The sequence below is a fragment of the Paenibacillus sp. JJ1683 genome (assembly GCF_053006485.1).
The window spans coordinates 965,012-986,383 of the sequence record NZ_CM129820.1 but is presented as its reverse complement, the minus strand read 5'-3'; the positions used below and the strand labels follow the sequence as shown (position 1 = coordinate 986,383).

At 46.3% G+C, this 21,372-nt stretch carries 23 protein-coding genes; 6 read left to right on the top strand and 17 right to left on the bottom strand.

What is annotated here, in order from left to right:
- Positions 1–33: 33 nt before the first annotated feature.
- Positions 34–552 carry a DoxX family membrane protein gene (locus ACUC6J_RS04430; protein ID WP_013369513.1) on the top strand — a complete coding sequence of 173 codons (519 nt, stop codon included), beginning with the start codon at positions 34–36 and terminating at the stop codon, positions 550–552.
- 354 nt (positions 553–906) lie between these two features.
- On the top strand, positions 907–1,830 hold the full coding sequence (locus ACUC6J_RS04425; protein WP_031462908.1) for a hypothetical protein: 924 nt from the start codon (positions 907–909) through the stop codon (positions 1,828–1,830).
- 72 nt (positions 1,831–1,902) lie between these two features.
- Here the strand turns inward: ACUC6J_RS04425 and ACUC6J_RS04420 are convergent, their stop codons facing one another.
- The 3 genes from ACUC6J_RS04420 to ACUC6J_RS04410 all read right to left on the bottom strand — a co-directional run bounded on the left by ACUC6J_RS04420 (position 1,903) and on the right by ACUC6J_RS04410 (position 4,185).
- On the bottom strand, positions 1,903–2,694 hold the full coding sequence (locus tag ACUC6J_RS04420; RefSeq protein WP_045244204.1) for a dioxygenase family protein: 792 nt from the start codon (positions 2,692–2,694) through the stop codon (positions 1,903–1,905).
- Between the two features lie 92 nt (positions 2,695–2,786).
- A complete protein-coding gene (locus ACUC6J_RS04415; protein WP_016819801.1) occupies positions 2,787–3,611 on the bottom strand; it encodes an alpha/beta hydrolase in 825 nt (274 codons plus the stop codon).
- Between the two features lie 274 nt (positions 3,612–3,885).
- Complete coding sequence (locus ACUC6J_RS04410) at positions 3,886–4,185, bottom strand: hypothetical protein (RefSeq protein WP_025364061.1); 300 nt, start codon at positions 4,183–4,185, stop codon at positions 3,886–3,888.
- Positions 4,186–4,380: 195 nt separating this feature from the next.
- Here ACUC6J_RS04410 and ACUC6J_RS04405 point away from each other — a divergent pair, with 195 nt between their 5' ends.
- The gene (locus ACUC6J_RS04405) at positions 4,381–4,812 is read left to right on the top strand and encodes a hypothetical protein (RefSeq protein WP_447249805.1); all 432 of its coding nucleotides are present in this window, start codon (positions 4,381–4,383) and stop codon (positions 4,810–4,812) included.
- Positions 4,813–4,974: 162 nt separating this feature from the next.
- Here ACUC6J_RS04405 and ACUC6J_RS04400 read toward each other — a convergent pair whose 3' ends face one another.
- From ACUC6J_RS04400 to ACUC6J_RS04380, 5 genes are all read right to left on the bottom strand, one after another.
- Positions 4,975–5,922 (bottom strand): ABC transporter substrate-binding protein, encoded by a 948-nt coding sequence (locus ACUC6J_RS04400; RefSeq protein WP_165082800.1) that lies wholly within the window; start codon positions 5,920–5,922, stop codon positions 4,975–4,977.
- 128 nt (positions 5,923–6,050) lie between these two features.
- Positions 6,051–7,076, bottom strand: coding sequence for a FecCD family ABC transporter permease (locus tag ACUC6J_RS04395; protein ID WP_447249804.1), 1,026 nt, complete (start codon positions 7,074–7,076; stop codon positions 6,051–6,053).
- On the bottom strand, positions 7,076–8,143 hold the full coding sequence (locus tag ACUC6J_RS04390; protein WP_447250283.1) for a FecCD family ABC transporter permease: 1,068 nt from the start codon (positions 8,141–8,143) through the stop codon (positions 7,076–7,078). The genes ACUC6J_RS04395 and ACUC6J_RS04390 overlap by 1 nt, the downstream gene beginning before the upstream one ends.
- Before the next feature lie 217 nt (positions 8,144–8,360).
- Positions 8,361–9,335 carry a glycoside hydrolase family 43 protein gene (locus ACUC6J_RS04385; RefSeq protein ID WP_045244207.1) on the bottom strand — a complete coding sequence of 325 codons (975 nt, stop codon included), beginning with the start codon at positions 9,333–9,335 and terminating at the stop codon, positions 8,361–8,363.
- Between the two features lie 233 nt (positions 9,336–9,568).
- Positions 9,569–10,735, bottom strand: coding sequence for a serine hydrolase domain-containing protein (locus tag ACUC6J_RS04380; RefSeq protein ID WP_103042192.1), 1,167 nt, complete (start codon positions 10,733–10,735; stop codon positions 9,569–9,571).
- A 170-nt stretch (positions 10,736–10,905) separates the two neighbouring features.
- On the opposite strand from ACUC6J_RS04380, the gene ACUC6J_RS04375 reads away from it, so the two are divergent.
- Complete coding sequence (locus tag ACUC6J_RS04375) at positions 10,906–11,349, top strand: Lrp/AsnC family transcriptional regulator (protein WP_017426192.1); 444 nt, start codon at positions 10,906–10,908, stop codon at positions 11,347–11,349.
- An 86-nt stretch (positions 11,350–11,435) separates the two neighbouring features.
- On the opposite strand, the gene ACUC6J_RS04370 is transcribed toward ACUC6J_RS04375, so the two are convergent.
- The 7 genes from ACUC6J_RS04370 to ACUC6J_RS04340 form a co-directional block, all read right to left on the bottom strand.
- Positions 11,436–12,635, bottom strand: a complete 1,200-nt coding sequence (locus ACUC6J_RS04370; protein WP_031462903.1) for an MFS transporter — start codon at positions 12,633–12,635, stop codon at positions 11,436–11,438.
- Between the two features lie 357 nt (positions 12,636–12,992).
- Positions 12,993–14,279, bottom strand: a complete 1,287-nt coding sequence (ilvA, locus tag ACUC6J_RS04365; protein ID WP_103042191.1) for a threonine ammonia-lyase IlvA — start codon at positions 14,277–14,279, stop codon at positions 12,993–12,995.
- Positions 14,280–14,611: 332 nt separating this feature from the next.
- Positions 14,612–15,451, bottom strand: a complete 840-nt coding sequence (locus ACUC6J_RS04360) for a carbohydrate ABC transporter permease (RefSeq protein ID WP_013369500.1) — start codon at positions 15,449–15,451, stop codon at positions 14,612–14,614.
- A gap of 3 nt (positions 15,452–15,454) precedes the next feature.
- Positions 15,455–16,417, bottom strand: a complete 963-nt coding sequence (locus ACUC6J_RS04355) for a carbohydrate ABC transporter permease (RefSeq protein ID WP_016819793.1) — start codon at positions 16,415–16,417, stop codon at positions 15,455–15,457.
- A gap of 27 nt (positions 16,418–16,444) precedes the next feature.
- Complete coding sequence (locus ACUC6J_RS04350; RefSeq protein WP_016819792.1) at positions 16,445–17,737, bottom strand: ABC transporter substrate-binding protein; 1,293 nt, start codon at positions 17,735–17,737, stop codon at positions 16,445–16,447.
- Positions 17,738–17,974: 237 nt separating this feature from the next.
- Positions 17,975–18,199: a small acid-soluble spore protein Tlp gene (gene tlp, locus ACUC6J_RS04345; RefSeq protein ID WP_016819791.1), complete on the bottom strand. Its 225-nt coding sequence runs from the start codon at positions 18,197–18,199 to the stop codon at positions 17,975–17,977.
- A 73-nt stretch (positions 18,200–18,272) separates the two neighbouring features.
- Positions 18,273–18,884 (bottom strand): alpha/beta hydrolase, encoded by a 612-nt coding sequence (locus ACUC6J_RS04340; protein WP_017426187.1) that lies wholly within the window; start codon positions 18,882–18,884, stop codon positions 18,273–18,275.
- A 212-nt stretch (positions 18,885–19,096) separates the two neighbouring features.
- Here ACUC6J_RS04340 and ACUC6J_RS04335 point away from each other — a divergent pair, with 212 nt between their 5' ends.
- Together ACUC6J_RS04335 and ACUC6J_RS04330 are read left to right on the top strand one after the other, a co-directional pair.
- Positions 19,097–19,408: an autorepressor SdpR family transcription factor gene (locus tag ACUC6J_RS04335; protein WP_016819789.1), complete on the top strand. Its 312-nt coding sequence runs from the start codon at positions 19,097–19,099 to the stop codon at positions 19,406–19,408.
- Positions 19,405–20,061 carry an SdpI family protein gene (locus ACUC6J_RS04330; RefSeq protein WP_113050611.1) on the top strand — a complete coding sequence of 219 codons (657 nt, stop codon included), beginning with the start codon at positions 19,405–19,407 and terminating at the stop codon, positions 20,059–20,061. The genes ACUC6J_RS04335 and ACUC6J_RS04330 overlap by 4 nt, the downstream gene beginning before the upstream one ends.
- Positions 20,062–20,132: 71 nt before the next feature.
- Here ACUC6J_RS04330 and ACUC6J_RS04325 read toward each other — a convergent pair whose 3' ends face one another.
- Positions 20,133–20,957, bottom strand: a complete 825-nt coding sequence (locus tag ACUC6J_RS04325) for an aldo/keto reductase (RefSeq protein ID WP_107735072.1) — start codon at positions 20,955–20,957, stop codon at positions 20,133–20,135.
- Between the two features lie 45 nt (positions 20,958–21,002).
- Complete coding sequence (locus ACUC6J_RS04320; protein WP_017426184.1) at positions 21,003–21,296, bottom strand: putative quinol monooxygenase; 294 nt, start codon at positions 21,294–21,296, stop codon at positions 21,003–21,005.
- Positions 21,297–21,372 lie beyond the last annotated feature (76 nt).

The following is a 21,372-nucleotide window of genomic DNA, read 5'->3' as shown; positions in this document are numbered from 1 at the left end:
ATCATTATAGATTAAGAAAGAGGAGTGGTTTAAATGTTTAACAACTGGTTACGTGAGAACAAAGTAGCAATGTGGCTGCTGACTGTAGTACGGGTTTATCTAGGTTATGAATGGATGACCCACGGACTTGAGAAGCTGACTGGCGGATTCGATGCAGGTGGATTTATCTCGGGGGCCATTGCTAAAACAGGTGGAGATCATCCCGCTGTACAAGGCTGGTGGGGATCGTTCCTTGAAGCCTTTGCTCTGCCGAATGTCGGTTTGTTCAACGTCCTGATCCCATTGGGTGAGTTCTTGGTCGGGGTTGGCCTACTGCTTGGTACATTGACTACACTGGCTACTTTGATGGCTATGGTTATGAACTTCTCGTTCCTGTTCTCGGGTACAGTAAGCACCAATGCAATCTACCTGTTGGTTGAAATCTTCCTTATCGTTGCTGGTGCAAATGCCGGAAGAATCGGCTTTGACCGTTGGGTACTGCCCTTCCTGCGTGGACTGTTTGGTAAAAATAAAGATACTTATCAAACGGACCCCAATCGAAAAATAGCTTAACTACCCAAAAAACAACCGTTATCCTCTGGCTAATGGTTGTTTTTTTGTGCAGCTATGCTGCTTCTCTTTGGTGTTTTTGTGCAGCTATGCTCCTTCTCTTCGGTGTTTTTGTACAGCTACGCTCCTTCTCTTCGGTGTTTTTGCGCAGCTATGCTGCTTGTATGTGTGACCATGCTGCCCCTCCTCTATTTAAATGAACAAAGGAGTCCTCAAGTCCACTCTGACTTGGAGACTCCTTTTTAGGATTCATCTTCCCCCACAAATGTTTACAAGTTGGATACAACATGGAATGTTCACGATACATTTACCCTGTACACTACAGTTACATCAAAGAACGCAATGGAGGGTTATATCATGAAAAAAATCACCAAAGCCTACCTCATGCTCGCAGCAGTAACTTTCACAGTACAGACGATCGGATTGGGATCTACGACATCAGCCAAAGCAGCGACATCTACTACAATATCTCAAGCAGAAGGTGTGCAACATATTTCGAAAACCTTCGAGCAGCTACTACGCCAACCAGGCAAGTTACCTCAGGCATTCACTTATTTACAAAAGCATATCCAATCCATTCCGGCCTCTCAAGCTACCATCCTAGTGCTACACTTGGAAAATGCACAAAAACAGCAATTGGATTCATATGCACAGGCCTTATATCCGACCTCTATTCAAACTATGATTAATCAAGTCTATAAACCTGGTGATTCGTTCACTAATGTAATCAGTCGGACAAGTGATACAAAGCTGAAAAAGCTACTCACTCAATCAAGAGATGCCGGCTACAAACTTGAAACCGCAGAAGGCATGTTTTACCCAGTCATCAATTATGAGAAATATAAAGTATTCGGAAATAACATTACAGCAGATATCCGCGACTATATTGACATCATGGCGACGGAATCTGGACAGCCGACTACCAAGGATGCAGCATTACACATCGGTTATCAACAGTTAGCCGGAAGAGTGCTGGCGCAAGAGTCGTTTATAACCCAATATCCACATTCCAATCGTACACAAGCAGTCAAATCATTACATGATCTCTATTTCTTCTATACTTTTTATGGTACGAACAATACACCATTATTCGATGATGACACCAACAAGATTCGCCCCAATGCCAAAAAAGGATATCAGCTCGTCGTTCAGCGCAACAGGGATTCGAAGAGTCCCTACATTCAAAAGCTAAAGGCATTTATGACACTACTAGATCAAAATGAAGATAAGCGAACTACGCAAGTATCCGCCTGGCTAAAAAAGAACGTGCCTGCTAATTAATCAAAGAGGAACAGACCAAAAGAACTTCCAACCCCACACATCATGTGGTTTCGGAAGTTCTTATTCTTACATTTACAGATCACTTTCTTGACCAAAAGCCCAACAATTGAGACTCAATGAGCCAAGGACATACGACTGAAAAAGCTTACGCGCGGAGCGATCATGATCGGCAGCTCCCATCACGTAAAACAAAGGTGAAAAATGCTCTATTCCATACGAAGGAACCGCCTGCTTGGCATACGGAGCCTTCTTGTCATATTGGAACAGATGACGCAAATTCCAGTCTTGAAGCTGCTGTGCGATCCAGTCATCATATTGAACGGCCCAATCGGCTGGCTCACTCGTCTGCTTGAGTGTCCGCAAGTTGTGGACCAAGCCTCCACTACCGAGGATCAAAATCCCTTGATCACGCAGTGGCGCCAGCATCCGTCCAATCTCGTATTGCTCCTGAGGATCGCGCCGTGAATCAATGGATAAGGGTACGACCGGTATGTCCGCATCAGGATATATATGCCGCAAAACCACCCATGCTCCATGATCCAGTCCCCGGTTCCGAACCGGCTGGTGGAACAGGTTATGCTGACTGAACAGATGCCCTATCTCCTCATACAGCTTTGGATCGCCTGGTGCAGGGTAATCAAGAGTGTACATTTCTTCAGGAAAGCCGTAGAAATCGTGCAACGCTGCATGCTGATCATCCGCGCCGATACATTGATCGGGGCTATCCCAATGCGCGGAAAAAATGACAATTCCTTTGGGTCGGGGCAGGCTCGCGCCCAGCTTTGCAAGAAAACTGGTATATGCGTTATTTTCTACAGCCAGTGTCGGTGAACCATGCGCAACAAAAATTGAGGGTAATGTCATCGCTGCCAACCTCCACACGCCAGTATAGTGTTACTCTTTCATTTTACTCCGGCGGAGGCACAATTTCCAATACAAACCGTTACACCCTGAAATCAGATCATCCAGTGCTGCCAATCCCGTTGAATATTTTCTTGTTCATCCAGCCATTCCAGTGTGCGGTCAATCAGCTGTTGCCGCTCTTTACCTGATGAGAAAGTGTGATCTCCCTGAAAAATAATTTCCTTATCACAGCGTCCTTCTGGACGCATCCAGAATACCTTTTGAAACAGAAACGCATAATCCACAGGAATAATATCATCCGAGGTGCCATGAATAACGAGCACATCACCGTTAAATTTAACGGCCTCCTGGAACGGTTGGAATTGAGCTAATGACTCAAAATAAGCTGGTGTGAACTTATAGCCCAGGTAGTCTGCATGACCGGTTTTAACAGATTCGTCGTATACGCTTCGCTCCGTAATTTTGACAATGTCGTTGAACGGATAACCGACAGCTGACCAAAGGACCAGGTTCTGTACTCTCTTGTCCCGAACGGCTGTGAGAAGGGCAACTGCGCCCCCCAGACTGTGACCGATCAGCGTCACCTTGGTCGGGTCAATGTCCGCGCAATTCACGGCGTAATCCAACACGGTGCGTGTCTGATTGATCATGGATTCGAGCCCCTGCTTGCCGTATTCACCAGTGCTTTCTCCACAACCGGCAAAATCAAAGCGCAGTACAAAATACCCCCCTTCAGCCAGTTCACGCGCAGTCTTGACAAATAATCGATCGACTCCGATTCGATTGCCCACAAAACCGTGGCAAATGACAACGAGTGGAACACGTCTTTGACGCTCTCCCTCATTTGTACGGTTTGGATAATGAATTGTAGCGGCCAGTTCCTCATTTTCAAAACGAATTCCAATTTGCCGTTCCATCCTGATTCCCCCTGTTTCAAGCTTCATTACAGCATTTCATCATTCAAGCTCATATAGTAACGTGGAATATCCATCCAGAATATTCATTCACTTTAATTCCGATAAGTTTAATAAGTTTTATAGTAAAGTCAGTCTATCATCGCCCTGCTTCCTTGTCAACCTGTCAGTTCATACCGATATGGAAGTAAAGAAATGGCGCTCCCCAATGCTTGTCGGAGAACGCCATACTACTCGCTTATTAGAGTGCAATCTCTACATTAAAGTAGACGACTTGCTATTCGTAGCTGTGCCTGAACATTTGGTGGGTTTCGACTCGTCCCTCCCACTCCAGTTTACAAGAGGCGCCGTTATTTTGATCCTCATGCCACAGGCTGCGGTAGCTCTGTTCACCCAGTTCACCTGCAAATTCTGTGTCCTCAGCCAATTCAGTATCGTCCAATATACGGTACGTTGGAGATGTCCCTTGAACGCTCCGGTGACTCACGTTTGCAAGCAAGGCTCCCCCACTGTTCCCGTTCGGAGCACCTGTCAGTCGTTTTTGGACCGAATAATCTGCCTGGTTCTCCAGTTCCATGATGCCACATCCTCTCAACGTTTTATATTCAGGTTGCTCCATGCGCTCACCCTGTATCCAGTTTGAGGAGAATGCGGCGGTAATATACATAATGGATAAGCCTTTTGCCATCCGGCGTTTCCTCACGTATACTGTCTTTGTTACAAAATGGCGATTCCATCAGTTTGGAATACGATCATAAAGCAGGAGGAAGCAATGAATAAAGCAAAAAATTATACGCTTATTGCATGGGTTGCCTTGTCCATGTTTTTCTTGACACAGGCGATTATCGGTTGGTTTATCACATTTACAGACGGGGATATCAAACCTTTTGAAAAAATTAGCCTTTCCACCCTCATCATCATCGCCGCAGGTGCCATTCTGCTGGTTGAAGCACTGATGAATTTCATGGATCGTCCGGAAGAAGGTGAGGAGACACAACAACCAGACCATGCTCCCGTGAAGCCCCAAATGAATTTCAAATCCATCTTGATGTATGTAGTACTGGTTGTTGTCATTCTTGTCGCCGGACTTGCGCTGCGCAGTGTGCTGCCGGTATTCAAAATCTCACCATGGATGAATTTAGTGTTTGCGGCTATTGGCTTTATTGGACTCAAACCGATTTTTTTGCGTAAAAAACATTCATAACCTCGCAATTCTCACAGTGCTGGAGCTGCCTCATAACGGAATCGTAGCAGCTCCTTTTTATTTGCAATCAGCTATCTCACTTGAAGCTTGGGATCGTCAGAAAAACCGTATCCCCACCTGCAAGAAGATGCATGGGAAATACGGCTTGCTGTACTTTAGCATTTATTTGGAAAATAGTTGTTCTGCATTATCCAATGCAATTTTGTGCCCCATCGCGGAATAGTCCAGCCAAGGCTGTCCGTCCAGCATGTAGACATGACCTTGCTTCACAGCCTTAAGTCCTTGCCATACTGTATTCCCCTCCAGCTGCTTGTATACCTTTTGCGCATCCGTACCTTTACTAATAATCACCAGGATGGCATCGGCATTATAATCCGGCAAAACCTCTTGGGATACAACCTGGTAGGCCTTGTTGATCTTTTCCACACCTTTGGCTGGCTTCAAGCCTAAGTCCTGATACAATAACGGTCCTACTGGACGCTTCATCCCCATGACACGAACTTCTTTCGCTGTGACACGTACAGCCATGACAGTCCCGTCTCCGATTTTGGAATGAATGAGCTTTTTGACCCGTTCCCTCTGTGTATCATAATCTTTTAGAAAAGTGTCTGCCTGTGCTTCATGTTTAACCATAGCAGCTATTTTTTTCAATTGATCTTTCCATGTACCTTCATCCAAATCAAAAACCTCGGTTGGTGCAATTTTTTCAAACTTGGCCACATCAGTTCCCGAATATTTTTTGTCGAGGAAGATATGATCAGGTTGAAGCTCCAGTACCGCTTCCATATCAGGGTCTGTGACAACTCCCAGCTTACGAGTATTTTGAAGACGATCTTTTACATGGGGCAGAAAATCCTTCACATCTCCACCAATAACTGAACCTGCTGGAGTAATGCCCAATGCCAGAAGATTATTTGTCAAATGAATAGACATTGAGGCAATACGCGAATCCGTACTAATGGTGGTTTGGGCACTATCGTCCGCTTTCGTATCGCTAGCCTGTTTGTCTGCTGCTTGTCCACAAGCGGACAGCATGATCATGCATGCCACAAGAGACAGGGCTACCCATGAACGTTTAAGCCCTGAACCCTCAAATCTATTTTTTCTCATGAATATTCTCTCCTATACTATAGAAGCTCTATTTTATAATGTTAAATCGTCAAAACTTCTACTTCGTTGTTGTTCCGCACGCTGCATCATGTGCAGCTTTAGATTTCATATGTAACCTAATCCTATTGTCATTTGGTTCGGGACAACAAGAATAAAAAATACGGAGCTCCTACCACAGCAACCACTACACCTGCTGGAATCGCATTCGGCTGAAATACCGAACGACCAATCGTATCTGCTGTGACCAGAATAACGACCCCGACCAAAGCGGCTACTGGCAGCAAATGCTGATACATCGGTCCAACCAGACGGCGAGCCAGATGAGGCGCAATCAGCCCAATAAAACCGATGCCTCCGGCCATGGATACGCTGGCGCTCGATAGAGCCACTGCTGCGCCAAGCAATATCAAGCGCTGGCGCTTCACACTTGTACCAATTCCAGCTGCGGTCTCATCACCCAGCGACAGATTATTCAGGCTACGTGTCTGAGATAGAACGTAGGGCAGCATAATGACAATCCACGGTAGTAAAGCCACTGCATGTATCCAGTCCCGTCCCCATACGCTGCCAGCCAACCAACGTGCGGTAAATGCGTACGTATCCTCATCCAGCCGCAACGACCAATACAGCGTTATGGCGCTGAGCCCTGAGGCTACACCGATACCGGACAGAATCAATCGCACAGGCACGATTCCTCTGCTGCCACTATAGGACAACATAACAATCAGTACCGCCGCAACGACACCTCCTGCAAAGGTAAACAAGGGAATGAACAAGGCTACTGATCCTTCCAGATCGCGAAAAAAGCTAACATACATCACCAGGCCCAACGCAGCCCCCGCATGAAGGCCCAGCACTCCCGGATCTGCGAGTGCGTTTCGCGATAAGCCCTGCATGACTGCCCCGGCTGCACCTAGTCCCGCTCCAGCCAGCACTGTTACAACAATCCGCGGCAGACGGTATTCAAACAGGACCATATGATCACGTCCGCTCCCGCCGCCAAACAGTGTATCTAGCACGCGTAGCGGTGGAATACGAATCGTTCCGGTATTCAAACCCAGCACAAGGACAGCAAAGCTGATTCCCACCAATACGAAGCAAACGAGCCAAGCCTTGATCGTTCTTGTATCCCCTGTCCCTAGAGAGCGACTCACTATAATTCCCTCCTTTCCTTACGAGCGAGAAAGAGGAAAAAAGGTACTCCGATAAAAGACACCATAATTCCAATAGCTAGCTCCTCCGGTGGATTCGCCATTCTCGCTCCCAAATCAGCCAGCACTAGCAGCACGGCTCCCAATAATGCAGACAATGGTACGATCTGGCGATAATCCACACCGATCAGCTTGCGAGCAATATGTGGAACGACCAAGCCTACAAAGCCGATGGCCCCGGCAGCCGATACGGATAGCCCAGCCAGGACCACCACAGTCAGCAACCCCAACAGCCGGATACGCCTGAGATTTAGTCCCAGGTTCAATGCTACCTCATCGCCCATTGAAATCAATGAAATGGAGCGTGCGAGCCCCATAGACCAAGCGATCACAATAAGCAAAATCGGCGCAAGAATCTTAAGCTGCGACCATTTGATTCCGGCAACACCACCCGCATACCAGAAGGCTAGATCCTGACTTAGATCAAAATAAATCGCAATTCCCGAAGTCATGGAACCTAACAAGGCTGCTGTCACAGCTCCAGACACCGTTAGTCTCATGGGTGTCAGTCCTCCCGGCGCGGATGCCCCCAGCCCGAATACCAGTAAGGTACTCATCAGTGCCCCCAGGAACGACAATATAATTAACGTCCCATAAGGTAGATCGGGGAAAAAAGCAAAACTCACTGCAACTACAAACATCGCTCCTGCGTTAATGCCCAGCACACCTGTATCCCCCAACGGATTGCGTGTAATGCCTTGTATCAGGGAGCCTGCAACCGCCAGGGCAGCCCCAATGATAGCTGCACCGAGTACACGCGGCAATCGCAGCTCATGAATGATCCTGTGTGTCATCAGCGAACGATCATAGTGGAATACTGCCGACCATACCGTGCTTACGGTCAGGTCTTTGGCTCCAAAAGAAATGGCAGCGAATATGGCCAAGGCCAATAATACAGCAGAAGCTGTGAACAACAACGCCTGCCGAATCCTACCCGCTCGGAGCACCGGACAGACTACAGAGGCTACTTCAGGTGCGGTCCTCTCTGTCGAAGCTGTATGTTTGTCCATGCTGTCTTTAGACTGCATTCGGTGAGGTCACTCCCTCCATACCTGAAAGCCACCATGGCTCTCATTACGATAACGTCAATGATAATGATTATCAACTTGATACATAATAGCATGTTTCTATGACATTGCAAGCCAAAAACTGTTCCCCCATTAGGAGGAACAGTTTTTAGATATACCTATGTGAGATCGCTGTGAATGATTTCAAGTAATCCGCTATTTAATACGTAGGCCAGCCTGCTGAATCCCATTTCAAATCACTAATCAGCAGCTTTGGATTTCCGCCATCGGTGGCATCATAGGCATGACGCGCAATCACACTGTTGTTATAGACAGATTGTCCGCCCGGTCCCTTCCAGCGATCATTCCCCGCATCCAATATCGTTCCCCCGCCGTCCATCATGCTTTTTCCGCTCTTGTCCACATACGGCCCGGTAATACTGGTGGAGCGGCCATAAACGATTTTGTAATTACTGTTCACGCCTTTGCAGCAGTTATCAATGGAAGCAAACAGATAATAATAGCCGTTGCGGTATGTAACATGCGGTGCTTCCAAACCACCAGCTGTACGTCTAGCAATAGAATAAATCTGACCCGTAGGCTTCATCGTATTTTTATCCAGTCGAGTCACTTTCAAGCCCGTATTCCATGAACCGAAGGAAAGCCACGGGTTACCGGAAGCGTCAATGATCAGATTCGGGTCAATCGCATTATAATCGTCAGAATCCGTCGTGCGCAGCACTAGTCCATCATCTCTCCAGCTTCCTGCACCAATGCTTGTTGCTGAAGTCAAGCCAATGGCCGAAGTGCGCGACCCGAAAGTAGAAATGGAATAGTACACCCACACACGTCCATTGTACTTTTGAGCATCCGGTGCCCACACATCATTTGGGGTTTGTTTAGGTACATACGATTTCCACCATGATGGCGGCGACAAGAAGATTTGCGGCAATCTGTAAAAATTGCGTCCGTCATCCGATCTTTGAACCTGTATCCCCTGCCCTGTCGAGAAAATATACCATGCATTGCCTTCCTTCGTGATGGACGGATCATGTACTGCCACATCGCCTGTTAACGCCCAATGCTCGGCCGATGTGGACGGCACCACGGACAGCAACAAAGCAGCCGAAGTTACGGCAGCAAACGCTGTTCGGGCGAATTTACCCTGTACTGATTTTTTCCATGCTTTCAACATTCTTTCGCACCTCCGAATAAGTATCTTATAATGAGAAATCTGGTGATACGTCTATTACGTTAGCGTTTTCGCTTATGAAGTTACACATATATTAACCTATTAACTTCAGTTTTGTAAACGCTTTATTTCAAATAAAAAGAAATTCATAAACTACGCATAACTGTATGAAGAAAATATAGTTCTAGCTGGAATTGTTGATTCCGAATATTTGTTCAAGATAACGTTTTTACTCTTTACTTAACTCCTCGAATACCCTTGTAGACAGATTCGCACAGCTCCGTTGTAAACCTGCCTGACATTCCTTCAAGTGCTGTATTGGTGAACGCTACAACACTAAGCTCCTCACTCGGATCAACAAACCAGGAGTGACCATAGGTACCGCCCATCCGCCATGTTCCCGGCGATTCCGGTGTATTGGCATCCGCTGGGTCTTTAAGCAGCGTGAAACCAAGTCCAAAGCCTCTCCCCGGCCAATAGGGCATCACAAGGTTACCAATTTGATTGGTTGTCATTTCTGCGACAAGAGCCTGAGGCAGAATCGGATTTCCTCCCTGCCGCAAAGCTTCCAGCAGTTTAAGAAAGTCTCCTGCGCTGCCAATCATGCCGGCTCCTCCGGAAGGATAAGCTGTCTTATCGGTAAATCTGTTAGGCGAAAGGAGGAATCCTGCCGTCCCCTCCACGAAAGGAACGGTATCAAAATCCTGCAAGCGCCGGGGCTCTCCAGCGCTGTCTGCGTAAGCCGTGGTCAATCTGTCCGTATCCACGGCCTTGAAATCCGTGTCCATCATGGAAAGCGGATGAGTTACAAGCAACCGTACAGCTTCACTTAGCGGCATTCCTGTAACCTTTTCGATGACCGCTCCGAGCACGTCTGTTGCTATGGAATACCTCCACATTTTCCCCGGCTCATATAGAAGTGGGACAGAAGCGAGTCTTTGCAGATTCTCTTCAAGTGTAATTCCCGCCAGATCCATGCCGTCCGATACCCCGGCAAGCTCATAAGTTCCCTTTTCTTCCTGGAAGAAACGGTAGGTTAAGCCGGCGGTATGGGTCATCAGATGGTGAACGGTCATGGAGGCATATTTTCCGTTTGGCAGTTTGGGACGAAAGGCGGGCAACCATTTTTCCACCAGATCGTTTAACTGCAATCTCCCTTGCGAAATTAATACTAAGGCTGCCGTTGACACGATCGGCTTGGTTACCGAAGCATATCTAAACAAAGCATTCTCCTGCATCGGTCGTTTCTGCTCACGGTTGGCCCAACCAGCAGGTCTGTTGTAAACAAGGTTTCCGCCTAATGCAATTTGGACAACGGTACCCACAATCCTTTTTTCCTCAAGTGTGTGGTCAATTACCTCATTGACGCTTTTATGCAGCAATTCCAGATCTATTTTTCTCATGCTTCTCATCCTCTCCTGCTGTAATTTACTTGATTATTTATAGCAAGTGTGTTTATTATATAAATAATTTCTTCCGTCTTGCATAAAACAAACAAGTTAAATAAAGAAATTTTCGATGATTCTAAAGGTATTTGAAAGAAATAACTTTTAAAACAAAGGAGTCGATTTTTTTGGACGAAATCGATAAAAATATCCTGCTCCATTTGCAGAACCAAGCGAGATTATCAATGACAGATTTAGGAAAGCTGGTGGGACTGTCTCAGCCAGCCGTAACGGAACGTGTAAAACGCATGGAAGAAAAGGGGGTTATCGAGGAATACCGAACCGTCATTTCTTCGCAAAAAGTGGGTAAGCAATGCACAGCCTATATGCTTGTTCGGACCCGGAATTGCTATCCTTTCCTTGATTTTTGTCGTTCATCACCGGAGGTAACGGAATGTTACCGGATAAGCGGAGAGCATAATTATTTATTGAAGGTCCTTACGGAAACAACCCAGGAGCTGGAAGAGTTTGAAAACCGGTGCGATCAATACGGAACCTATACGACTCTGATCGTAATGTCTTCACCGATCGCTTATAAAAATTTCATTGGAGAAACGAATTTGCTTGCATAAGATGTAATTCTCTAATCCCAAAAAAATGAATCCGCCATGCAGCGGATTCATTTTTTTGCTTATGTTACACATACTCATGGATTTCTTTAGGAAGGAAAGCCATGCTTTTTAGCTAGCCAAACTGCAAGCAAAGAGGGAAGCAGCAGGATGATTAATGAGCCCGGAAGAAATCCGGCTCCAAGCAGTTCGAGAAGAAGCCCGCCGATAATGCCTCCTCCGCCGATTGCCACATTCCATGCAGTAACCAGCATCGATTGGGCTATATCTGCGCTTTTTCCCCCAGCTTGTGCTATTGCTGTTTGTAGTAAAGTGGCTGCCCCGCCAAACGTAAGCCCCCACGCTGTAACACCAAGAATGATGATTTCAGGTTGATTTATTCCTATTCCTAAGGCTGCAGAAGCCACAGCAAATCCTGTGATGCTGATTAAAACCAGCATTCTTAGAAAACGGTCAATCAGCATGCCTATCACCCAAATGCCGACTACCGAGGTAATTCCGAAAATAAGAAGAACCAAATCCACTCGCTGAGCAAACGCGGTTTCCGCAAGATACGGTGCAATATAAGTGTACAAAATATTATGAGCTAGTACCCATGCCAAAACGACAAACAGAATCGTCCGTACACCGGGAATCAGGAAAACCTTGTGAAAAGGGAGTTGATCACCGGCAGGCTCACCTGCATAATCCGGCACCTTCCAGAGCACCCAGCCAATAAGGGCTGCAGTCAGTAATGATACAGCTCCGAAAATGAGACGCCACCCAGTATATGTTCCGAAAAAAGTACCAAGTGGAACGCCCAGCGCCAATGCCAGCGGGGTGCCGACCATGGCTACGGCCATCGCTCTTCCTTTCAGCGAATCAGGCACCATGCGCCGCGCATAACCGGCCGTCATCCCCCACAGAACACCTGCTGAGATACCTGCGAAGAAACGCGCGACAAGCGTCAGCACATAAACGGAAGATAACGCGGTGATGGTGTTAAATACAAGAAAGCCGATGATGCACAGCAGCAGAAGCGGTCGGCGCCTCCACCCACGGGTAGCCGTTGTCAAAGGAATGGCGGCTAGAAGAGATCCAACCGCATAGAGAGTAACCAATTGTCCGGCAAGAGCTTCTGTGACCCCTAGATCCTGTGCAATTTGCGGCAGTAATCCAGCAGGCAAGCTTTCCGTAAGAATGCAGATGAATCCCGCCATGGCTAAAGCCAGCAACCCGACCCATGGGAGACGTTTGGAAGACGACACATTTGCACCGCCTTTTCTTATAAGAGCAGTGTTTAAGTTCACGAAAAAAATCTCCTTTATTTATTTTTTGCCGCTTAAAAAAGCTTTCGCTTCCGTATAAGCTTATATAAATAAAACACTTTTTTACATGGATGATTAAAGGGGGATGAAGTGAATTAAGAGGAAAATACTTTTATTTTCACGAAAATTCCATGATTTTAAAAGCAAAAATGTAATACAGTAGTTTTCCTTACCCTAGATTAAAAATAGGCGTACCTTATTGCGCCTAACAGTAGTCATTATTATTTTTCGCGAACCAGCTATCCTGCCCGGTAGCTTAATGCCGTTCCCAGTCTAATGGTTTATTTTCTTTTTACAATAACATTGCACATACAAAAAAAAGAGCCCATAGGCTCCTTTTTAGATTAGCATATTAAACAGATTCTCATTTTTGTTCAATTCCGTATATTGAATCCCCTTGCGATTCATTCGTTCAATTAAAGGAAGATAGTCCTCCTTGTGGAACAACTCAATGCCGACCAGCGCCGGGCCGTTTTCCTTATCATTCTTTTTCGTATACTCAAACCTTGTGATGTCATCGTCCGGTCCAAGCACATCCTGAAGAAACTCACGCAGTGCCCCTGCTCTTTGCGGGAAATTAACCATGAAATAATGTTTTAGTCCTTCATAAATCAGGGAGCGTTCCTTAATCTCCTGCATACGATCAATGTCGTTATTGCCACCACTAACGATACAGACTACTGTTTTGCCTTGAATCTGCTCACGATACAGATCAAGTGCTGCTACAGGCAGCGAACCCGCGGGCTCCACAACAATCGCATTTTCATTATACAGCGCCAGAATCGCTGTACATGCCTTGCCTTCCGGTACCTTCACAATATCATCCAAGGTATGTTTACAAATGTCATATGTTAACTGACCTACTCGCTTCACCGCAGCCCCGTCAACAAACTTGTCTATGTGCTCCAGTGTAACGACCTTGTTCAAACGCATCGCTTCCGTCATCGATGCTGCGCCCAGGGGTTCTACACCGATTACTTTGGTGGTCGGATTCACAGTTTTAACATATGTGCCTACGCCTGCCGCCAAACCGCCGCCGCCAATCGTCACGAACATATAGTCCGCAGGTGTATCCAGGCTCTCCATCACTTCCATCGCAATCGTGCCATTGCCCGCAATAATTTTCGGTTGATCGAACGGATGGATAAAGGTCATTTCCTGTTCGTTGCATACCTTCATGGCCTCGTCATAAGCATCGTCAAACGTATCTCCGGTCAAAATGACCTCTACACTGTCTCCGCCAAAGCGACGTACCTGCTTCACCTTCTGATTGGGCGTTGTGCTCGGCATAAATATTTTACCGTGGATGCCAAGCGCATTACATGAAAAAGCCACACCTTGCGCATGATTACCCGCACTCGCGCACACGATCCCTTTTTCCATTTGCTCAGGAGTTAGGCTGCGGATCATGTTGTAAGCTCCACGGATTTTAAAGGACCGCACAACTTGGAGATCCTCTCGTTTCAGATACACATTACAGTTATATTTGGCCGATAGGACGGCATCCCTCTGTAAAGGTGTACGAACAATCACCTCACGCAGCATATGATGCGCCCGTACAATATCCTCCATGCCAACGGTTGACGCTGTGGCCGGCTCAGTTTTCTGGGTTTCTGTTGGTTCCATAGGTTCTCCACGCTCCGCCTGAATATTTCTGTATTGAGCATTTTGCATAAATCCCAAGAGCGATTTCAAATCAGTAATATATAGATCGAATCGGTTTAGTTCGTCTATATATTAAACTTTTGAGCGTTAGGAATCGAATTATGCAAAGTGCTGTATTTGAAATCTTTCAAACATCATACCACGTTTACCTATAGCTTGTGCAGTTGATAGTCATGAAAATGAGAATGAAAATCATTGAGTTCATAAAAAAACAGGCCGAGACAATGCCCGGCCCGCCCTTCCTGACTCTATACATTTCTTGTATTCAGTCGACTCATTCAGCACCGCAATGATTATCCTTTCACCCCGCCTGCAGTCATCCCTTCAATAAAGTAACGCTGGAAGAACAGAAACACGACGAGAATCGGCAAAATAGCCAGGACTGAACCGGCAATCAGCACATCATAATTGTTGCCATATGGCGTCAGCAGACTGGACAGACCGATTGGCAGTGTCAGCATGTCGTTAGTACGCAATACGATCATCGGCCACAGGAAGTTATTCCAACTGTTCATAGCTTGTAAAATAGCCATTGCCGCAAAGGCAGGTGCCATCAGAGGCATCATAATCCGCACAAAAATACCATACTCTGAACAGCCGTCAACCCGTGCAGCATCCATAAAGTCCTTGGGTACCCCGCTTAAATATTGACGGAAGAAAAAGATCGGAATCGGTGCGACGACAAATGGCAAAATCACACCCCATACCGTATTGATCAGCTTCATACCGATCATGAGTTTGTAAAGTGGCAGCATAATAATTTCTACCGGGATCATCATCACGACCAACACCAGTGTAAAAATCACATTTTTCAGTCTAAAACGATACATCTCCAGGCCATACCCGACCATCGCGGACAATATCAGACATAACACCGTAAACAAGACGGTAATGACAAGACTATTCCAGTACCATTGAAAATAATCCGTCGTCCCCTGAAAGATGAACGCATAGTTTTTTAAGGACATGATGGCCCACTCCAGCTTGAGATTCAAGCCGTAGCGCAGCAACTCCGTTGATGGCTTGAATGAGGCAAGCGTCACGGCAAATAGCGGAAACAGGGCGAACCCGGCAAACAGAATGAACAGGACAACGAGAAATGCAGATAACGGGCCTTTTTGTTTCTGAGCCATCGCTTAATCCTCCTTCCGAAACATGCCAAAAAATTTGAGCTGGATCAGGTTCAGTACTAATGTGAATACGAGCAATACAATACCCACCGCTGCTCCAAAGCCCATGCTGTTCTGTTCCAGACCTTGGCGATAGAGATAGCCAACGATCGTCAATCCAATATCATTCGGAGAGTTGTTTCCGTTCCACAGCATATAGCTCTCGGTGAACATGGACAATCCGGCATAAATACTGATCGTAAATACGTAGATTGTCACGGGTTTTAGCATAGGAATCGTAATCCGCCAAAATGAATCAAAGCGGCTGGCCCCATCGATCTGAGCAGCTTCATACAACTCGGGAGGAATGTTCTGTAACCCCGACATGTAGTACAGCATGTTTACCCCCAGCCATCTCCATAAGGCCAGCACGATCAACGCTAAAAAGCCGGTGTTCGCATTCATTAGCCATTTGTAAGGCTCAAGACCGAATATCCCCAACAGGGAGTTCATCAGCGAGCCGTCCAATTCCCCGAACATGAGTCGGAAGATTGTTCCTGCTACCACCACTGAGGTGAGTGCGGGTATAAACATTACGGAGCGAAACAGCCCTCTACCCGGCATTTTAGGCGAATTTAGCAATACCGCCAGTACCAGTGGCAGAGGAATCAACACGACCAGTGTAAGCAGCGTGTACAGGACGCTGTTCAAAATTGCTTTTCCAAATGTAGGATTCATTAAATCCTTATAATTTTCCAGGCCAACGTAAGTTGTTATCCCTGGCAGGACTTCCTGGAAGCTCATAATGACCGTCGAGATGACCGGATACGCAAAAAACAGCGCAAAGGACAGTAAAAATGGAAGGACAAATACATACGGTGCCGTACGACTGGAATGAATAAAGCGGCTCCATTGGCTTCTGGTCGGACGCTGAGTTTTTGGCGGCTGACCTGTCGGTACATTAGCGTTCGTATGAACGGGCGTTGCCATGAATCTCACTCCCTTTCCTGTTGGGGTCTATCTCAGTTCATCTGCTAGCTCATGCAGCACCGTGGCTGGATCTTCGCCACTCTGTAGTGTCCGATAAAGTATTTTATTACGTACAGCACTGGCGATGTCAGGCGTTTTCGGTCCAATATGCACCGCATTGATTTCATCTTTTACTTCGATCAGCGTATCAAAAATATTCGTTCCGAAATAATCCGTAAATTTATTTTTGGCTTTGGCTTCCGGCATAGTCCACACTTCACTGCGGATGGGATCAAACCCTAGTTGCTTCCAAATCTCCACATTCCCTTGCTTGGACAGCTTGGCAAAGGCTAGAAAACGCATCGCCAAATCCTGGTGCTTCGATTGGTTCGTGACTACCGTTCCGGTCCCGCCCATACCTGCTGAGCGATAGCCGCCTTTTTCCCACGCCGGCATCGGTCTAATGATGACTTTTCCTTTCAAGTCAGGCATGTAATCCGTAAAACGTCCCATATACCACATCGGCATCCACACTGAAGCGGCCCCGCCTTTGTTCATAAACCCGTAGTATTCCTCCATATGATGCCCGCCGCCCGGTGCGGGAATAGCGATTTTGTCTTTTATCATCTGTTGGAGAAACTCAAGTGTTTTAATATTGGTTTCGTTATCCAGTGTCAATTCGCCCTTGTCATCCAAAAAATCTGAATTTTGCTGGGAGATCATCGGCCAGTAGCTCCACAGGTCATTGGTCTCCAAGGTCGCCATCGGCTTGCCCGTTTTGGCCAGCACTTGCTTGCCAGCAGCAGCGTAGTCTGCCCAGGTAACGATGGAATCCGGGTCTACCCCCGCCTGATCCATAATCTCTTTATTGTAATACATCACTTCGGCTCCAACGTGAAAGTCAATGCCGTAATACTTACCGTCTTTGCCGTAAATCTGTACTCTGGAAGGCACAATGTTATTGATCTCAGGGTCAATCACCGGATTGAGCGGGACCAATTGCGGTATTCCTTTGAGGAAATTACCAATTTTGTTGACCTCAATATCCGCGATATCCGGCGCTCCCACCCCTGATTGCAACGCAATCGAGAGCTTGCTGTGGTGGTTGTCATAAGGAAATGTATTCGCTTTCAAATTAATCAATTCATCAGGGTGCTGTTGGTTCCATTGGTCAGCCATTTGCAGAAAAAACTTCTCATGCAGTTCATTGAATGTCCATAATACAAGTTCTGTTCCCGGCCCATCCTTTTCATCAGTCTTGAAAGAACAACCTTGCAGCAGTCCAGCCATCAAAACCACCGCCATAAGCATCAAAGCCATGCTTTTTCTTCGCAGCAGCATATCCTTCCCCCTTCGCATGATGAAATCCTAATTCGTAAATGATTGCGCTTTCTTTTATTATTTAACATCAATACAAATTAGTTTACAACAATATTATTCAAAAAAAATTCGTTTTTGTGTAAAATAGATCTCATTGCATTATAGGGGGAAAATGAATTGGATGGGAATATGATGATTTCTGCATAAAAAAACGACCCAACTCCAATTGAAACTCGGAGTTGGGTCGCGCTATGTTAACTACTCTTGCGAATGTGCTGCTTCGTCTTTCACTTCTTCTCGAAATGATCTAATACTTTGTTTACGACGATTATTTTTTTCTTCGATCTGCTGACGCTCCTCATTGCTGATTTCAGAGGAAAATTCGTTTAGATATCCTTCAGCCTCATGAAGATTCTGCAATGTATTCTGAATATTTTGTTGTAAATGCTCCACATTATCTGCTCGATTATCCGGTTTTGCCATCGGTTTGACGCCTCCTAATCATAGAATCGCTCACTAGAGCGCTAAACCGTAGCTTGATCGTTATCGAGTTATTTTATACATTAAAATGCTTTCCAAACCATCGGCCTGCGGCTTCGGCTTCAGTGCGAGTCAATTGATGACCATTGCGTTCCAAGTAGGCTTCTACCTGTGCTCCGGCCCCTTCCAGCAGGGCTTGCAGCTCCTGAGATTCCGCCGCTGGAACAATCGGGTCATTTTCACCGGAAGACAGAAATACAGGGACACCGTTCAAGTCCGGCAGTTCCAGCCCTCGCAATGGCACCATAGCATGATGGAGAATGGCCCCACGCAGCGCTTTTGCATCATGGAAGAGCATACTGGCTGCTATGTTGGCTCCATTGGAATAGCCCAGAGCCACCACGTTGTTACGGTCAAAATCATATTGCTCTGCAGCTGAATCAACAAATTCGCTTAGTTCTTTGGTACGAAATACGAGATCCTCAATGTCGAACACACCTTCTGCCAAACGGCGAAAGAAGCGCGGCATTCCATTTTCCAGCACATTACCTCTCACACCTAACACAGATGCGCCTGGTGCAACCAAATCAGCCAATGGTAGCAAGTCTTGTTCATTCCCACCGGTACCGTGCAACAGCAAAATAACCGGAGCTTGCGGATCATTTCCTTTACGAAAGACGTGTTTCATATCTATTCCCTCCTCCAATTAACTTTAAATTAAGAATCTTATTTTTGTATAATTTGATTATAGCCCATTTCACTGCTTTATACAAACATAATTGACCTCGTTAATTTTTTCTAAAATGATGTCTTGTTCCATTGACATGTAGTATAGCTTTATTTTACTATGTGATTAGATATTTAGAGAATTATCTAAATATCTAAAGGAGTGAGCAAACTTTGAATGATGCCTTCAAAGCCTTGGCTGATCCGACCCGGCGCAAAATATTGCAGCTTTTGAAAGAGAAAAGCATGAGCGCGGGCGACGTCGCTGAGCATTTTCAAATCAGCAAGCCCAGCATATCCCACCATCTGAATTTGCTGAAGCAGGCGGGGCTTGTGCTGGATGAGCGACAGGGGCAAAGCATTATTTACACCTTGCATACAACAGTTGTGGCGGATGTCATCGGCTGGATGTTCAGTATCGCCCAATCGGATGCCCCTGTAAAACCAACTTCGAATGATATTAAGGATACGGAGGGGTCTGAATGAAGTTCCGAACACGTTGGAGCTTGACGGATGTTTTGACGACTTTGCTTGCCTTATCACCTGCTATAGGCGCTTTACTACTGTATAACCGGCTTCCCGATGTGCTGGCCTCTCATTTTAGCATGGACAATACCGCAGACGGGTATATGAGTAAAAACAGTTCTATTCTCATGCTGGTGCTATTGGGGCTGGTGCCTTTGCTCCTTCGGCTATCCCGCTACATGGACCCCAACAGAGCAAATTTCAAGAAATTTACTAAAGCCTATGAGGTTACGCGTGTAGGCACTTCGCTCATTCTCGCTATAGCCGGTTGGGGAATGCTGCTGTATAACCTGAATTATCGGCTACAGATGCTTACGATCCTTTATGGAGTGCTGGGTCTGATGCTGCTGGTGCTGGGTAATTATATGACTCAGGTACAGCCAAACTATACCTTCGGTATCCGCACGCCATGGACTCTGTCCAATCCGGAGGTATGGCGTAAAACGCACCGTTTTGGCGGACCTATGATGATGTTCGGTGGTGCTTCGGGCTTGGTAGCGGCATGGGTCGATGGAGTGGCGGGCACCGCCATTTTTCTCACCGGGCTGTTTATATCCGTCGTCATTCCTGTACTCTACTCCTTCCTACTGCATCGCAAAATAAATCATCAGTAGGGATAAACAAGGAACCTCCCAAACCACGATAAACGCAGAATGGGAGGTTCTTTGTACATCTACATATTCAATTAGAACAACAGCTTATCGGGATGAGTACCCACACGCTCATCCAGATGAAGACCATTAATTCGGTTAATATCCTCAGTTGTCAGTTCAAAATCGAACAAATCGGCATTTTCACGGATACGATGCGCGGTAACCGATTTGGGAATCGTCACAATTCCCCGATCCAGATGCCAACGCAAAATAACCTGAGAAGTCGTTTTGCCGTATTTGGCAGCAATCTCAACGATATCTGGCTGCTCCGTCAGTTTCCCCTTCATCAGAGGACTCCACGATTCAAGCTGGATCTGGTGTTCCCGGCAGTATTGATGCAGCTCCTGCTGAGTCAGACGCGGGTGAAGCTCTACCTGATTAATGACAGGTACAATATTACTGTCTTTCAGGAGGTCTTCGAGATGGTGAATTTGGAAGTTGCTTACTCCAATCGCGCGTACGCTTCCTTCTTCATACAGCCGTTCGAACGCCTTCCAAGTTTCCTTGTACTTGTCCTTGCCAGGCCAATGGATAAGGTACAGATCAATGATATCCAGGCCCAACCGCTTGCGGCTTTCCTCGAAAGCACGCAGTGTTGAATCGTAGCCCTGATCTTGATTCCATAGCTTAGTGGTCACAAACAGATTGTCTCTGTCCGCTCCACTGTCACGAATGGCTTGTCCGACCAGTTCCTCATTGCCGTAGATCGCCGCGGTATCAATGTGACGATAACCGACCTCAATAGCTGTTTTGACTGCTTCGTAGACCTCATTGCCTTCCGCCTTGTACGTACCAAAACCAAGCCAAGGCATCTGAACTCCGTTATTTAGTAAAGCTGTATCCGCAATGTTCCCCATGTCTATCTCCTCCTATTCCTAGTTATAAATTATCCAACGGGATGATTACAGTTTAGTTGCATCCTGAAAAGCATTCACTTCAAGCGGAGCAGCCAACAATTCTTTAGCTGCAGCAACAAATGCCTGGAAATGGGCAGACTTGTTATGGAAATCTACAGCAGCAGCATCCTTCCACTCTTCAACCATCGTAAATGCGTTGGGATCATTCAAATCCTGCATTAACGTATAGCGTACATTGCCTTCTTCAGCTTGTGATGCGCTGATCAACCCTTGGGTTTGTTGCAAAAAGGTCTCTCTCTTTTCTGGTAAAACTTTCATATCTGCATGAATAATAATCATAATATTTTCCTCCTCGTATTATGTAACTATTTCTATTATAGACCATTCTTTCGATAGATTAAAAGTGCGGCCGTTT